The organism is Collinsella sp. AM18-10 (genome assembly GCF_003471585.1).
In the GTDB taxonomy this organism is placed as follows: Bacteria; Actinomycetota; Coriobacteriia; order Coriobacteriales; family Coriobacteriaceae; genus Collinsella.
In genome coordinates this window covers 184,886-198,972 of record NZ_QRJO01000003.1, presented here as the reverse complement: position 1 = coordinate 198,972, position 14,087 = coordinate 184,886, and the positions used below count along the sequence as shown (strand labels likewise).

14 protein-coding genes are annotated in these 14,087 nt (G+C 60.4%); 9 read left to right on the top strand and 5 right to left on the bottom strand.

The features are described 5' to 3' along the window. Window positions 1–123 precede the first annotated feature (123 nt). Window positions 124–930 (bottom strand): hypothetical protein, encoded by an 807-nt coding sequence (locus tag DW211_RS03885; protein WP_147357237.1) that lies wholly within the window; start codon window positions 928–930, stop codon window positions 124–126. Between the two features lie 397 nt (window positions 931–1,327). Between DW211_RS03885 and DW211_RS03880 the strand changes: the two genes are divergently transcribed. After that, window positions 1,328–2,548: a M20 family metallopeptidase gene (locus DW211_RS03880; protein ID WP_118259322.1), complete on the top strand. Its 1,221-nt coding sequence runs from the start codon at window positions 1,328–1,330 to the stop codon at window positions 2,546–2,548. A gap of 39 nt (window positions 2,549–2,587) precedes the next feature. Next, the gene (locus tag DW211_RS03875; RefSeq protein WP_118259321.1) at window positions 2,588–3,271 is read left to right on the top strand and encodes a DUF1015 family protein; all 684 of its coding nucleotides are present in this window, start codon (window positions 2,588–2,590) and stop codon (window positions 3,269–3,271) included. Window positions 3,272–3,399: 128 nt separating this feature from the next. On the opposite strand, the gene DW211_RS03870 is transcribed toward DW211_RS03875, so the two are convergent. The 3 genes from DW211_RS03870 to DW211_RS03860 form a co-directional block, all read right to left on the bottom strand. Continuing rightward, window positions 3,400–4,035: a histidine phosphatase family protein gene (locus DW211_RS03870; RefSeq protein ID WP_118259319.1), complete on the bottom strand. Its 636-nt coding sequence runs from the start codon at window positions 4,033–4,035 to the stop codon at window positions 3,400–3,402. 17 nt (window positions 4,036–4,052) lie between these two features. Further along, window positions 4,053–4,595, bottom strand: coding sequence for a histidine phosphatase family protein (locus DW211_RS03865; RefSeq protein ID WP_055252053.1), 543 nt, complete (start codon window positions 4,593–4,595; stop codon window positions 4,053–4,055). 82 nt (window positions 4,596–4,677) lie between these two features. After that, window positions 4,678–5,349, bottom strand: a complete 672-nt coding sequence (locus DW211_RS03860) for a nitroreductase family protein (protein ID WP_158568484.1) — start codon at window positions 5,347–5,349, stop codon at window positions 4,678–4,680. Window positions 5,350–5,613: 264 nt separating this feature from the next. Here DW211_RS03860 and DW211_RS03855 point away from each other — a divergent pair, with 264 nt between their 5' ends. Beyond that, a complete protein-coding gene (locus DW211_RS03855) occupies window positions 5,614–6,216 on the top strand; it encodes an HdeD family acid-resistance protein (protein WP_118259315.1) in 603 nt (200 codons plus the stop codon). Next, entirely contained in the window at window positions 6,217–6,699 is a 483-nt protein-coding gene (locus DW211_RS03850; protein WP_118259314.1) for a DUF188 domain-containing protein, read from the top strand. It abuts the gene before it with no gap. A 167-nt stretch (window positions 6,700–6,866) separates the two neighbouring features. Here DW211_RS03850 and DW211_RS03845 read toward each other — a convergent pair whose 3' ends face one another. Continuing rightward, window positions 6,867–7,955 (bottom strand): putative manganese transporter, encoded by a 1,089-nt coding sequence (locus DW211_RS03845; protein WP_118259312.1) that lies wholly within the window; start codon window positions 7,953–7,955, stop codon window positions 6,867–6,869. 171 nt (window positions 7,956–8,126) lie between these two features. Between DW211_RS03845 and DW211_RS03840 the strand changes: the two genes are divergently transcribed. From DW211_RS03840 to DW211_RS03820, 5 genes are all read left to right on the top strand, one after another. Continuing rightward, window positions 8,127–9,095 carry a 3'-5' exonuclease gene (locus tag DW211_RS03840; RefSeq protein ID WP_117766893.1) on the top strand — a complete coding sequence of 323 codons (969 nt, stop codon included), beginning with the start codon at window positions 8,127–8,129 and terminating at the stop codon, window positions 9,093–9,095. Window positions 9,096–9,732: 637 nt separating this feature from the next. Beyond that, complete coding sequence (locus tag DW211_RS03835) at window positions 9,733–10,854, top strand: hypothetical protein (RefSeq protein ID WP_147357236.1); 1,122 nt, start codon at window positions 9,733–9,735, stop codon at window positions 10,852–10,854. Window positions 10,855–11,243: 389 nt separating this feature from the next. After that, entirely contained in the window at window positions 11,244–11,609 is a 366-nt protein-coding gene (locus DW211_RS03830; RefSeq protein ID WP_117634970.1) for a helix-turn-helix transcriptional regulator, read from the top strand. Window positions 11,610–11,671: 62 nt separating this feature from the next. After that, window positions 11,672–11,890, top strand: a complete 219-nt coding sequence (locus DW211_RS03825; RefSeq protein WP_035137286.1) for a cation transporter — start codon at window positions 11,672–11,674, stop codon at window positions 11,888–11,890. A 100-nt stretch (window positions 11,891–11,990) separates the two neighbouring features. Then, on the top strand, window positions 11,991–13,943 hold the full coding sequence (locus DW211_RS03820) for a heavy metal translocating P-type ATPase (protein WP_199576676.1): 1,953 nt from the start codon (window positions 11,991–11,993) through the stop codon (window positions 13,941–13,943). The last annotated feature ends 144 nt before the right edge of the window (window positions 13,944–14,087 follow it).

Genomic DNA, 14,087 nt, shown 5'->3' with positions numbered 1-14,087 from the left:
GTTGACTGTCCATTTTCCGAAATAACTTGTTTTGGGTAGCACTTTTAAAGCCCTTACAAGGCGAAGCTGAAGCCTTTTCGCGGCCAAAACTCTAGCTCGCGCGACCGTTTTCCACCCGCGCGGTTACATTCCCGCCCAATCGATAAAAATCTCCTCACGAAGCCGCCGTTCGAGCTCCAGCTGCCGCGTCGTCTTGTCTTTCAGCGGCATATCGAGATAGGACATGATGAGCTCCATCACCACGCGAAAGGCATCGGAGTCGGCCAGCTGGCCATAGGTCATCAGAACGACGGGATATCCCATGGCTTGCAAGGCCGTCGTTCGATCGGAGTCCGAGATCTTGGATTCAATGGATCCGTGAATGGCTTTGCCTTGGCATTCAACCAAGCACTCTCGGCTGCCGTCCTTATTTGCCAGCAAAATATCGGCATAGCGCCTATCAAGCCCCGAAATCAGGCGGGCACTGCGCGTCAAGCGAATCTCGACGTTATTGGTAAGGCGCAGCCCTTCGCCGCCGCGCAACCTCGTAAGGCCAAACAGCATCGAAGCCTGGACCTCGAGCGGCGATGCCGCCACCCCCGTAATGCATTTCGCGGCACGCGTGAACGATTTAGCGCCGCGGAGCCCCGGGATCTTATCGACGTACTCGGTAAGTTCAGAGAGCTCAATCAAGGGAGGTCGTTTCCACAAGTCTGTTGGATTCCCCGAGGTATCCTTTACGTTTTCCCAGCCCGACCGTGCGTCACCCCACCGGCCCCCGTATGCCTGCTCAAGTGCCGACTTTACCTGAGGCGCAATCTTGCACACGGCAAAGGTGCCGCACATCTCATACATGCACATGATCAGACGCTCGTTTGAGACCGAGGAAGCCAGGGTCAGCAGGGTAAAGAGCGGGGACGCGACATCGAGGCCAAACTCTGTCTGTCGCATGGAATCAAACGGCCTCTCCCCGTTCCAAACATGCCTGACAATGCGATCGCCCTTACGTCCGCAGCTGCCCTGCGCCAACACGTGTAACGGGGTGCCCAGGAAATGCGTGACGAGCGGATGCTCACATAGGTGCTCCCTGCGCGGATCGTCCGCAGAATCGGGCAGGTCCGGCATTATTGCCAAGACCTGTGGAGGTATCCGGTGATACCGAAAGGCAGATATGTCGCACAGCATGTCGTCCATGAAGGGTACGTACCCGCTGCGTCGCTTGTGAACCCGCTCGGACGGCAAACGCGCTGGCTCGGCCTGCGAACGGTAAATACTGCCACGCCCACGTCGCGGATCTCTCAGGAGGCTTACAATCGGTTTGGAAAGCAAACTGATTGTGAGGTTGCATATGGTTGATGAGGATTTTGCCTGGCGGCTTGCGCAGGAGCTCGTGCGGATCGACAGCTCAGACCCGGGCGCGTATGAGGGCGAGATTGGACGCTATATCAAAGCGTTGGTTGAGGCTCAACTGGGGCGGTTGAGCCATCCGGTGCTCCATGCCGTGCAGGTTGAGGAACTCGAGGTGCTGCCCGGACGCCGCAATCTCATGGTCACCGTACCCGGTTTGAGCGACGAGCCGCGGCTGGTCTATATCTGCCATATGGATACCGTTACGCTGGGCGATGGCTGGGACGCGGACATTACGCCGCTCGGGGCGGTCGTGCGCGACGGCAAGCTCTACGGCCGCGGTGCCTGCGATATGAAGGGTGGCCTGGCCTGCGCCATTGCCGCACTGGTCCATACGCTCGAGCGCGTGGCGGCAGAAGGCGAGCTGCCCCGCCGCGGCTTTTCGCTCATCTGCTCGGTCGACGAGGAAGACTTTATGCGCGGCTCAGAGACCGCGATCGATGCCGGCTGGGTCGGCTCGCGTGAATGGGTGCTGGACACCGAGCCCACCGACGGACAGATCCAGGTGGCGCACAAGGGACGCACGTGGTTCGAGATTGAAATGGCTGGCGTGACGGCGCATGCGAGCCAGCCCTGGAAGGGCGCGGATGCCGTCGCCGCCATGGCCGAGGTCGTGTGTTCGCTCCGTCGCGCGTTTGTGGCGCTGCCCGCGCACGATGAGCTGGGGTCTTCGACCATCACGTTTGGCCAAATCGAGGGCGGATATCGCCCCTATGTCGTGCCCGACCGCGCCAAAGTCTGGGTCGACATGCGTCTGACCCCGCCGACCGATACGGCCGCCGCGACGCGCATGGTAGAGCAGGCCATCGCCGTCGCCGAAGCCGCCGTTCCCGGTTGCCATGGCAGCTACACCGTGACGGGCGACCGCCCCGCCATCGAGCGCGACCCGAACTCTCCCCTTCTAGCAGCGCTCAAGCGTGCCGCCGATGACGTGACGGACGCGGACACGACCGTCGGCTTCTTTACCGGCTACACCGACACCGCCGTCATTGCCGGCAAGACAGGCAACCGCAATTGCATGAGCTACGGTCCCGGGTCGCTCGCGCTCGCACACAAGCCCAACGAATATGTGCCCCATGCCGATATCGTTCGTTGTCAGCAGGTGCTAATCGCGCTCGCCGATAACGTGCTCTGGGACGCGAGCGGCCAAGTTGGGGCATAATAAGCCGCGAACAAACCGACTCGTGCGTTAGGACCGCCCATGAAAGCACTTCCGTTTCCCTGCATCCGCCCGGCTCAGGACCGTGTGCTCGAGGCGCTGCCTGCGATGGGCGGTATCCTGAGCGGCAACGACGCCCTGCGCGGCGCCATTGCTGACGGCCTAATGCTCAAGGACCCGGGTGCGGCGTATTACGTGTACGAATGCTCGGGCGAGCTGGGTCGCGTGACGGGTGTCGTGGCGATCTGCCCGACGAGTGTACTTGCGGACGGCAAGGGCGATGCCAGCGCCGACGTGGCCGCCGCCGCGCGAGCGATCGCCGAGCTCAAGGTGCAGCCGCGCCCCGTGTCGCTCGCCTACGAGGCCTCGCCCGTCATGGATATCATCCTGGGCGCCGCCAAAGAGGGCGCGTCGCTCTACGCCGTCACCGACCCCGCGGGCATTACGCACCGCGCGTGGGAAGTCAAGCGCGAGGACGCCGTCGGGGCCATCCGCGCTATGCTCGACCAAGCACCGGAGCCGGTACTGACCGACGACCCCGCCTACGCCGCCGCTCTGACCGGGGCGTCGCAGCTGCTGGCCGATGAGGCCCGTGCCGCCGGAACGTACACCGGCAAGGAGCCGTTCAACTTTACCGTTGCCGTGCTCTTCCCCGCCGCGCAGGTCAGCGGCGCCGCGCCGCAAGTTCCGACAGGTCTGCTCACGCACCAGGTCGCGCGGTTCTAGCAAGACCAGACCGCCCAGCACAAAAATCGGCAGCTCAACAAACAGGGGGCGGAGATGCAGCAGGTACATGCATCTCCGCCCCTTTTGCGTCGAGAAGTATGCCTGCGACCCGTGCCGTCGCGCTCGCGTTATCCGCGCTGCGGACCCGCGGCAGCCACGAGCGGCTCAAGCCCCAGCTCGCGCGCGTAGTCTTCCTGCGTAAAGATCTCAACCAGTTCAAACGTATCGGTCGTATCGTCAAACACGAAATGCAGCACCGAGCAGTTGCCCGGCACGCGCTCGTGCTCGTCGGCCGCCGCTCCCCTCACGTGATCCAAAAACTCCTTGATGGCCGAGCCATGGCTCACCGCGAGGACGCACTCGTGGTCCGGGCGTCGCACAAGATCGGTCAGCGTCGCCACCATGCGCGTGCGCACCTGGATCTGGCCCTCGCCGCCAAACTGCCGATAGAAGTCGCGCCACGGGCGCTCGGGCATAAGCATCACGCGCTCGGCCTCAAAGTCGCCAAAGAACCACTCACGCAGGCCGTCCAGGCGCTCGTACGCCAAGCCCGGCCACAAGTTGGCGATAGTCTGCTCGGTGCGATGAAGCGTAGAGGTGTAGGCATGATCGGGCTCAATGCCGCGCGCACGTAAAAACATGCCGGCGCGCGCCGCCTGGTCGCAACCCAACTGCGTAAGCGGCGAGTCACTCCACCCCTGAATGATACGCTTAAGGTTGAATATCGTCTGTCCATGACGGACCAGATACAGATCTTTATTCATAGGGGTCCTTTCGTTCGTTACCAACCCAAGAGCGAAAACGCCCCGTCGCAATAGCCAAAATGAAGCACGGCACCGTTGTCGGGTAGCTCTCCCCCGCCAGTCACATACTCAAGAAACTCCTGGCAGGCTGAGCCGTGGGAAACCGCCAGCACGCAGTCGTGCTGCGGCCGGGCCATAATACGGGACAGCGCCGCGACCATGCGCGACTGAAGCTGCACTTCCGACTCGCCGCCAAAGGCCACCGGATAATCGCCCCAGGGCTGCGGCGGCATCTCGCGATTTGATGTGCCCTCCAGCGAGCCAAAATGCCACTCACGCAGGTCATCGACCAGCTCAATGGAACGGCCCTCGCCAACGATAAGCTCGGCCGTATGCCGCGCCCGGCCCAACGGCGAGGAATACACATGATCAAAGGCCACGCCACGCGCCGCAAACGCCGTACGCGCCGTCAGCGCCTGCTCGCGCCCGCGCGCCGTAAGCGGCGAATCGTGCCAGCCCTGCAAAATGCTCTGCACATTGAGCTCAGTCTGCCCATGCCGCACCAAATACAGATCTGCCACACGCTCTCCCCTCGTACCACCACAAAGGGGACAGGCACCTTTGTGGTGGTTTACCGTCTGATCACGCCGCGGTGACGCTCAGCTACACCAGCACGTCGGCGAGCGGGCGCTTGGGTACGTGGTGCACCTGCGCATCGTCACGCCAGTAATTAATTGAGCCGTCGGGGTTGGAATCGATCGCATCGATCATCTGCGTCTCGGCCGGCACGCCAAAAGCCATGATCAGCTTGAGCTCATACTTGTCGTTATCGAGCCCCATAGCATCGATCGCGTGGGGCGTAAAGGCCTTGAACATGCAGGCTGCCACCTCGGGCGTGGCGCTGCGAGCGGCGAGCATCATCGTCTGCGCGGCAATGCCCGTGTCGACCTCGGTGATGGGCGCGGCGGGCTTACCCGGAACAGCGCGCTCGGCAAGAATCGCGATGTAGCCGGTCGGACGCTCGCCCTCGGCAGGACCCGGCCAATCCTTAAGCGCGCCGGCCCATGCAAGCTCGTCAAACACGCGCGCGCAGTCCTCGGCACCGCTCACCACATGAAAACGAAGACGCTGAGCATTGGCACCACACGGGGTCAGGTGCGCAAGCTCCGCCAGCTCAAGCAAAAACTCACGCGGCACGCGCATGGACTCGTCAAAGCGACGGCACGTGCGGGCACGACGAACCAGTGCATCAAACGCGTTCAAGCCGAGCTTTTCGCAACCCTGCTTTGCCATCGACTCAGCGCTTACCGGCGCCGCGGGAACTGTTTCGTTCATAGGGACCCCCCCCATTTCGGGCAATTGTTCTTAGGAGAATCTAACCCAAAACGTAGGCAATTACACTCAACGGCATAATGTTCCACAGCTGTTGAATACTCCCTATCAAAATGGGGACAAAAGTAACAATTCGGGAAGATGAGGCGGCAATTCGCCCTCCCCGCCCCACGCGCCGGCACCCTTGGGCGATACTTGTTGCAGCAACTGCGGCATACGCCGCAAAAAACAACAATCACGGCAAACGCCGCACGGAAAGGAGACCTTATGGGCATCTTTAAGAACGATGGCCAGCAGTCTGACCTGTTTGGATTTGACGAGAAAAGCATGGCAGGCAAGGCAATCAAGGCCGTGCGCTGGATCTACGCCATCACGGGTGTCATCGCGCTCATCGCCGGCATCGCGCTGCTGTTTGCGCCCGCCAAGTCCCTCATCTTCCTGACGACCGTCTTGGGCTTCTACTTTATTATCACGGCAGCCATTAGGCTGTTCACCGCCGTTTTTGAGCCGCTGCTGCCCGCCGGCTGGCGCGTGACGAGCATCATCTCCAACCTGCTCATCATTCTGGGCGGCGTCATAATCCTGCGCAATCAGGCCTTCTCGACCGCGACGCTCACCACGCTCGTGGTGGTCGTGGCCGGCTTTGGCTGGATCGTCGAAGGTGTCATGTCCATTCTGGAGTCCGAGCTTTCGTCTAACCGCGCCCTCGCCATCCTGAGCGGCGCGCTCTCCATCATCGCCGGCGTGTTCGTGTTTATCTATCCGCTGTGGTCGGCAAAGATGCTCGTCATCTTTAGCGGCGCTGCGCTCCTGGTGTTTGGTGTGACGCTCATTGTCCGCGCCATTCAGTTTGGCAAACTGGTGCACTAGATGCTAAAAACGCTCTTTATTGATGCCGACGCCTGCCCGGTTACGCGCGAGTCGATCGACTGCGCGCGGCGGGCGGGCGTTGCCGTGGTAATCGCCGGAAACAGCACGCAAAACCTGGAACGCCACATTCGCCGCGACGATCCGCGCGATGCCGAGCACGCGCGACGCGGCTTTTGGGTCACCACGCTCGATGTGAGCGTGGGCGCCGATAGTGCCGACTTTGCCATTGTCGAACGTCTGCAGGCGGGCGACGTGGTCGTGACGCAGGACATTGGCCTGGCGAGCATGGTGCTCGGCCGCGATGCCGCCGCAACCGGTGTGCGCGGGCGCGTGTACGACAAGGCGACCATCGACATGCAGCTGTTTATTCGTCACGAGGAAAAGAAGGTGCGCCGCGCCGGCGGTCGCACCCGCGGGCCGGCAGCCTTCACCAGCGAAGACCGCGCCCGCTTTAAGCGCAACCTCACCGAGCTGCTGCGCTAACCAAGGCAGATTTTTGGGATATGCCCGGAAATCTGCCTTTTTGTTTTAGTGGCGTGAGCGCTCAGGATCCATGGCTCAACAAAAAAACGGGCTTCAAAATGCCATGCGCCGCCGCATTGTGCAGGCGACGAGCATGGCTATTCTGAAGCCCGTTTTACTAGGCCTACTTAGAGCCCAACGGCGGAGAGGATGAGGCCCCAGCCAGCGCCGATGACGTACATCATGATCAGGAACACGGCATTTTCGCGGGCGCTGCGGTTGGTGCGGAACAGCACCAGATAACCCACGCCGGCGGAAATGAGCGTGCCGGCGAGCATCGGCGCCAGTTGCAGCGCGCCTTCCAGAAACAGCTGTGCAATGACCACGCTCGCCGAGCAATTGGGAATCAGCCCGACAAGCGCCGAACCCAGGACAGCGAGTGTCTCGTTGCCGCGCAGGAACTGCTCGATCGCGGACTCGCCGAACGTCTCGAGCACGGCGACCAGAATCAGCGTCACCAGAAAAATGAATACCGAGACCTGCACGGTGTGCGAGATCGCACTGCGGATGATCGACAGGACAGGCGTCCCTTCGTGGGAGTGAGAGTGACCGTGACCATCATGGTGTTCATGTTCGCCCTCATGACCGTGATCGTGGCCATGTCCGTGTTCGTGCTCGTCCTCGTCTTCATCACAACCGCAATGGTCGCGCTCGCACAGCTCGTGGATGTGGTCGGCGCTCACGCCTGCCTCGGCCACCTCGTCGATGATGTCGCCGCCGCTGTGGTCGTCGTGCGCGCAGTTCACGTGGGCCGGGTTGGCCGCGGTTCCCAGCACGGTGCGGCGAATCGCCGCATGCGCGCGAGCGTTACGACGCAGGCCGCGAATGGCGGCGTCCACGATAAAGCCCGTGACCAGCGCGATCAGTGCCTTCGAAGCCAAAAGCATCGCCATGGTCTGCACGGGCACCTGCTCGGCGAGCAACAGCGGCAGCATCTCATCGGAGGTCGAAAGGAACACCGCCACCAACGTGCCCAAGGTCACGACACGGCCGGCGTACAGCGTTGCTGCCATGGCCGAAAATCCGCACTGCGGCACCATGCCCAGCAGCGAGCCAACCACGGGACCCGCAGCGCCGGCGCGCTTGATAGCGCCGTTGACGCGGTCGCCCGCAACGTGCTCAAGTGTCTCGAGAGCAAGATACGTCACCAACAAAAACGGCAGCAGCGACAGCGTGTCCTTGCCGGCGTCGAGCAGAATATCAATCAGTAAATCCATGACGGATGGAACCTTTCGTGTCTTTCGGCAGCATTGTAAAAGTCCTAGCGGTCAACTAGGGTATTGTAGTTGTCCCGGGCGCGGTGCCAATAGTTGCCTATGGTAAACTATCATCTCGCCATAACTCAGTAACCTCGAGCCGCACAACGCGGCCCGTCCAAGGAGTAGCATATGAACGTATCGCAAGCACTCGAATACGAGCGCCAGCCGTTTATCCCCATGTTTATCTACGGCGACCACGGCGCCATGGAGTCCGAGCGCCAGAAGGGCGAGGAGGCCCTCAAGGTGCTCGAGACCGAGTACTTTACCGCCGAGGGCGACCCCGGCTTCGACTTTGCCACCGTGCGCGACCTGGCCGACCGCAACCGCGACCTGTGCGACCAGATTGGCGAGGCGCGTCTGCGCAACGTGACGCCCGCGACGCTCTCGCGCGGCCTGTCCGATGCCGACACCTGCGCCGCCATCGGCAAGATGCAAAAGCGCACCGCCGCGTCCGTTATGCGCGAAATCCGCGGCGACCGCGACGCGCTCGGCGTGGCCTACGCCCGCAAGCCCATCCAGGGCACCGTGCTCGGTATCGACATCGAGACCACCGGCCGTGCACCCGAGCGCGGCTATATCATCAACGTGGGCTGGGAGATCATGGAGCTCACCAGCGATGCCGTCCCGCATGACGCCGAGGCACACTACTGCGGCCTGCCCGACATCTACCGCGGCGAAGATGTGCCGCTGTCGAATATCCACCACATTACTTGGGACGACATCGACGGCAAAACGCCCTTCCGCGAGAACAAGGAGCTGCAAAAGCAGCTGCTCAAGCTTATGAAGAAGTACCCGTACATGGCGCATAACGCCGCCTTTGAGGACAGCTGGTTCAAGATTCACCTGGACGGTTACGCCGAGGCACGCCGCGCGGGTAAGATCATCGTCATCGACTCGCGCCAGATCTGCCGCAGCCTGGACGCCGACGTGCGCTCGCTCCCCCGCGAGTCCGCCCCCGCCGCGCTCGAGAACTGGGCACGCCGTCGCGGCACCCTCGCGCCCGACGCCAACGAGCAGCATCTGGGTCTGGACGACACCGACCTCATGCTCCGCACGGTACAGGCCGAGTTCAACCTCAAGAACCTATTCGCGAAATAACCGATCCATCTGCGGGAGCGCCTGCCAGGCACAGTGCAATCCGTCTGGAGGCACCGGCACGCAGTAAACTAGGGCGCAGTCTTATGGCTGCACCCTAGTTTGCATCAAAACGAGCAAATTCGCGTGCTTCACATAGTCGGCAGGTTGGCCCACCTACTTTTTTCGAGTTGTTCGGCCAGCTGAACCACTAGTCGAGGCCCCTTGAACCGCAATCGAGCGCTATAGTCGCCCCAATTTCGCAACCAAGCCCCATAAATCTACCTGAATCAATTCGAATAGGACGTTGCGATCGCACCATTCGTATAGGATAAGGCCTAATAACTCAAATTATGTTGGTGAGGCATCTGAGCGGTCGGCAAAACGCTTAGAAGCTACGAATCCGCAACTAAAGTTCGCCAAAAAGGGGCAGCCAGCAGAAACCTCCCCAGCCGAAGCTGCTCCCTCAATACGACAGCTCAAAAACCCACCGTTCGCAGAAGATAAGCCGCGCTCCAATACCGTTGCCCGAAGTTTCGGGCGTATGCGGCGTCCGCTATGCCATCATGCGCGTATGGGAATCATTCTGTCACATACCACGGCACGTGCTGTATACCAAACAGCCAACTCGCTCGCAAGCTACGCGACCGGTCCCATACCTATGGAAAAGATCAGGGTGTCTGCGCCGACCTCGTCCGACCTGGAATCGGCACGAGCATGGCTCAACAGAAAGAATGTCGATTCTGAACGCATCCATGTGCTGACGTTTTCCAATAATGCCAAAAGGCACCGCAAGGGCTGCATCTGCCACTGCACGCGCTATACGTTTGATGCAGAAAGCTACCTAGAACTCGAGCCGAACGTCTACATCGTCGAAATCAAGCTGTGCGCGTTAGAAGCAACAGCCGACCTCAACCTTTCGGAGCTCGTTGAGTATTACTTTGAAATCTGCGGCTCCTACGCGCTTGGAACGTCCGACGAAACTCAATATCGCGAGCGCCCAGCCCTAACCAGCGTTGAAGAGCTCAGAGCCTTCTTTTCAGAGGCATCGGGGTATCGTGGATCTAATAAAGCACTTAAGGCACTTTCTTATGTACGCGAAGGCTGTCGCTCCCCACTCGAAACGGCGTTTGTCATGATGCTGACAATGCCCAAGTCAATGGGTGGCTTAGCCATACGCGCTATCAAAACGGATTATCCGATCCCAGTCCCCAAAAGATACGCCGCCCTAACGCGACGGACGGTTTTCTACCTCGACGCGCTGCTCGAAAATTCGATGACCGATATCGAATACAACGGCTTTTACCACGACGAGCCCGAGCAGCAATCAATTGACGAGGAGCGCCGAAACACGCTGCGAAACATGGGATATGCCGTTATCACAGTTAGTCGTCATTCGTTTTTCAAGCAGTCCGCTTTTAGACGGGTCATGGAAGCGATTCGCATTCGCGAGAAGATATGGCCCGGTCGACTCCCGGATAACTTCGCCATCCTGCAAGAAACTCTTCGTCAATTTGTCTTGCGGCGCTACTTCGAATACGGTCGCCGCGTCCTGGAGACACTCAAAGAAGAAGAGGCCGCCAAGCGCGAAATTGCAAGCCAATATCCGCAAGCTGATGACCCGAGCATCAACGATGTGCCCGAACCCAACGACATGCAACACGTCGGGGCCCTTGCTGAGGAAATCAATGGGCCTTGGGAATGCGACATGTTCGCAAAAATCGATGAAAACCGCGCGGAAGACGACACGATTATTGATCTAATTGAGAATTCGCTCTTCTAAAGGCGGTCTCTGCGGATGTCCACCTACATTTTTCGACTTATTCGGCCACAGATGTGCCTGATTGGCTGCTGCAACGCTCAATATAACTTTAGATAAAACTGATTCTGCAGGAACTCCCGTAGAGAAAGAACTGATTCTCCCGGTATTTAACAAGATAAAGTACAAATATGAACAGTTCTAATGCTTCTCAAGGCGGCTTTCTTAGCATGCTGGCCAAACATCTCGAAATATGTTGGCGAGCATTGCGTCGATGCATCCCAACCCACAGAAAACCGCAGAGGCGGCAAGCAGTCATCGAAATTATCGCAAATTGTATTGACATATGAACATGCGCTCATATAATCGGAAGTAAATTATATGAGCGCATGTTCATATGAAAGGATATTGCAATGAGCATCCGCGTTGATGAAACGAAACCCGACATCGAGGCCACCGAGCCCGTGATTCCCACCAGCTGCTCGCCCGAGGACCTTCCCGACGAGGAGCTTCTCTACGACCTTGCCGACCTGTTCAAGGTCTTCAGCGACACCACACGCATCAAGATCCTCTATGCCCTCATGGGCCGCGAGCTCTGCGTGGCCGACATCGCCGAGGCGACCGCAACCTCGCAGTCGGCAGTATCGCACCAGCTGCGCACGCTCAAGCAGTCGCACCTGGTCAAGTTCCGCCGCGACGGCCGCAACATTCTCTACTCGCTCGCCGACGATCACGTCTACACCATGCTCAACCAGGGCATGAGCCATATCTGCGAATAGCAACCAACCGCGGTACCAGCGCGGCCTGCACCCAAGCCGCAAAACAGGGAAAGGAACCCACCATGAAAAAGCAGTTTAAACTCGACGAGATCGACTGCGCCAACTGCGCGCGCGAGCTTCAGGACGAACTGGCCAAGCTCGAGGGCGTCAAATCCGTGTCCGTCAACTTTATGACCCAGAAGCTGACGCTCGAGGCCGACGACGCCGAGTTCGACGAGGTGCTCAACCGCGTTGTAGAGTTTACGGCCGACGCCGAGCCGGACTGCGAGATCATTCTCTAGCCCAGGTTTACGCCAACCTGCAAGGCCGCGCTTGCCGCGGCCTTTGCTCGCGAAGTTATATGAGCGAGTGTTCATACATTCAAATGGGAGGATACGAGTCATGGCCACCGCCGACCCCAAAAAGAAAAAGAAGAAGCGCAAGAAAAAAGAGTCACTCGAGCATAAGCGCAACCGCATCCTGGTAGCGCTAGGCATCTTTGCGGTGGTGTACGCCCTCGACGAGCTCGGTACCCTTACTGCCGCATTCGGCACCCCGGGCGACATCTACGCCAGCTTTGTGCTGTTCCTCGTGCCGTTTTTGATTGCTGGCTACGACGTACTGCAAAAGGCATTCAATAACATCCGCCGCGGCAAGGCCTTCGACGAGAGTTTCCTTATGGCCGTCGCGACCATCGGCGCATTTGCCATGGTGCTCTTCCCCGACACCGACCCGCACATGGCCGAAGGCGCCGCTGTCATGCTGTTCTACCAAGTCGGCGAGCTGTTCCAGACATACGCCGTGGGCAAGAGCCGCAAGTCGATCAGTGCCATGATGGACATCGCACCCGACTACGCTAACGTCGAGCAGACCGACGGCACGCTCGAGCAGGTCTTCCCCGATGACATCACCGTCGGCACCGTGATCGTGGTCAAGCCCGGCGAGCGCGTGCCTATCGACGGCGTCATCGTCGAGGGCGAAACCCAGCTCGACACCGCCGCACTCACGGGCGAGTCAGTCCCCCGCCCCGCCAAGACCGGCGACGATATCATCAGCGGCTGCATCAACATGACGGGCCTCATCCGAGTGCGTACCACCAAGCCGTTTGGCGAGTCCACCGTCGCGCGCGTCCTGGAACTCGTAGAGAATGCCAGCGAAAAGAAGGCGCGCACCGAGAACTTCATCACGCGCTTTGCCCGCGTCTACACGCCCGCCGTCACCGGCGCGGCCGCGGTGCTCGCGCTTGGCGGCGGCCTGGTGACTGGCGCTTGGTCCGATTGGATCCTGCGCGGCCTGACCTTCCTGGTCGTCAGTTGCCCGTGCGCGCTCGTGATCAGCGTGCCGCTGAGCTTCTTTGGCGGCATTGGCGGCGCGTCCAAGCTGGGCGTTCTCATCAAGGGCTCCAACTACCTCGAGACGCTCGCCGACGTGGACACCGTCGTCTTCGACAAAACCGGCACGCTCACCAACGGCACGTTCTCGGTGGTCGCGGTGCACCCCGAGGCAGGCTATACCGAGCAATCGTTGCTTGAAGTCGCAGCCCTCGCCGAGTCATTCTCCGACCACCCCATCGCGCAGTCGGTACGCACCGCCTTCCAGGGCGAGCTCGATCCCAAGCGCGTGACGGATTCCACTAATGACGCGGGCCACGGCGTGACGGCAACCATCGACGGCAAGCACGTCGTCGTTGGCAACGCAAAGATGCTCGCCGCGGCCGGCGTTGAAGCACCGGACTGTGAGGTTGTCGGCACAATCCTCCACGTGCTCGTGAACGGCGTGTATGTCGGCCACATCGTGATTGCAGACACCGTCAAGGCCGATGCCGAGCAGACGATCCGCGACCTGCACGCCGCCGGCGTCAAGCGCACCGTCATGCTCACGGGCGACCGCGAGGAAGTAGCTGCGTCCGTAGCCGAACAGTTGGGGCTCGACGAGTTCCACGCGCAGCTGCTGCCGAGCGACAAGGTCGAGCGTGTTGAAGCGCTGCTCGCGGCCGAAAGCGGCAAGGGCAAGCTCGCTTTTGTGGGCGACGGCATCAATGATGCGCCCGTGCTCACCCGTGCCGATGTGGGCATTGCCATGGGCGCCATGGGATCCGACGCTGCGATTGAGGCCGCCGACGTGGTGCTCATGGATGACAAACCGTCCAACATCTCCCGTGCGATCCGCGTAGCACGCAAGACCATGTCGATTGTTTGGCAGAACATCATCTTTGCGCTGGGTATTAAGCTGCTGATCCTTATGCTGGCAGCGCTGGGCATCGCCAACATGTGGCTTGCCGTCTTTGGCGACGTGGGCGTGGCGATCATCGCCATCCTGAACGCCATGCGCGCGATGGGTGTCAAGAACCTGTAGCGCTCGTGGTCCCTCCGGCCGGGGCCGGGCTTGGTTTTGAAAACGTCCTCGCGCATGAGGCCCGTCTTTCTTGCTCCTGCGGAGCAACGGAAAGGCGGGCCTCGCGCTGCGGAGTGTTTTCAAAACCAAGCCCGGCCCCGGCCT

What these genes read in the sequence shown, in the direction of transcription:
- DW211_RS03820 (WP_199576676.1), top strand. Translation starts at nt 11,991, where the DNA reads ATGGCCACCGCCGACCCCAAAAAGAAAAAGAAGAAGCGCAAGAAAAAA.
- DW211_RS03875 (WP_118259321.1), top strand. Translation starts at nt 2,588, where the DNA reads ATGAAAGCACTTCCGTTTCCCTGCATCCGCCCGGCTCAGGACCGTGTG.
- DW211_RS03880 (WP_118259322.1), top strand. Translation starts at nt 1,328, where the DNA reads ATGGTTGATGAGGATTTTGCCTGGCGGCTTGCGCAGGAGCTCGTGCGG.
- DW211_RS03845 (WP_118259312.1), bottom strand. Translation starts at nt 7,955, where the DNA reads ATGGATTTACTGATTGATATTCTGCTCGACGCCGGCAAGGACACGCTG.
- DW211_RS03860 (WP_158568484.1), bottom strand. Translation starts at nt 5,349, where the DNA reads ATGAACGAAACAGTTCCCGCGGCGCCGGTAAGCGCTGAGTCGATGGCA.
- DW211_RS03885 (WP_147357237.1), bottom strand. Translation starts at nt 930, where the DNA reads ATGCGACAGACAGAGTTTGGCCTCGATGTCGCGTCCCCGCTCTTTACC.
- DW211_RS03835 (WP_147357236.1), top strand. Translation starts at nt 9,733, where the DNA reads ATGGAAAAGATCAGGGTGTCTGCGCCGACCTCGTCCGACCTGGAATCG.
- DW211_RS03855 (WP_118259315.1), top strand. Translation starts at nt 5,614, where the DNA reads ATGGGCATCTTTAAGAACGATGGCCAGCAGTCTGACCTGTTTGGATTT.
- DW211_RS03850 (WP_118259314.1), top strand. Translation starts at nt 6,217, where the DNA reads ATGCTAAAAACGCTCTTTATTGATGCCGACGCCTGCCCGGTTACGCGC.
- DW211_RS03840 (WP_117766893.1), top strand. Translation starts at nt 8,127, where the DNA reads ATGAACGTATCGCAAGCACTCGAATACGAGCGCCAGCCGTTTATCCCC.
- DW211_RS03825 (WP_035137286.1), top strand. Translation starts at nt 11,672, where the DNA reads ATGAAAAAGCAGTTTAAACTCGACGAGATCGACTGCGCCAACTGCGCG.
- DW211_RS03830 (WP_117634970.1), top strand. Translation starts at nt 11,244, where the DNA reads ATGAGCATCCGCGTTGATGAAACGAAACCCGACATCGAGGCCACCGAG.
- DW211_RS03870 (WP_118259319.1), bottom strand. Translation starts at nt 4,035, where the DNA reads ATGAATAAAGATCTGTATCTGGTCCGTCATGGACAGACGATATTCAAC.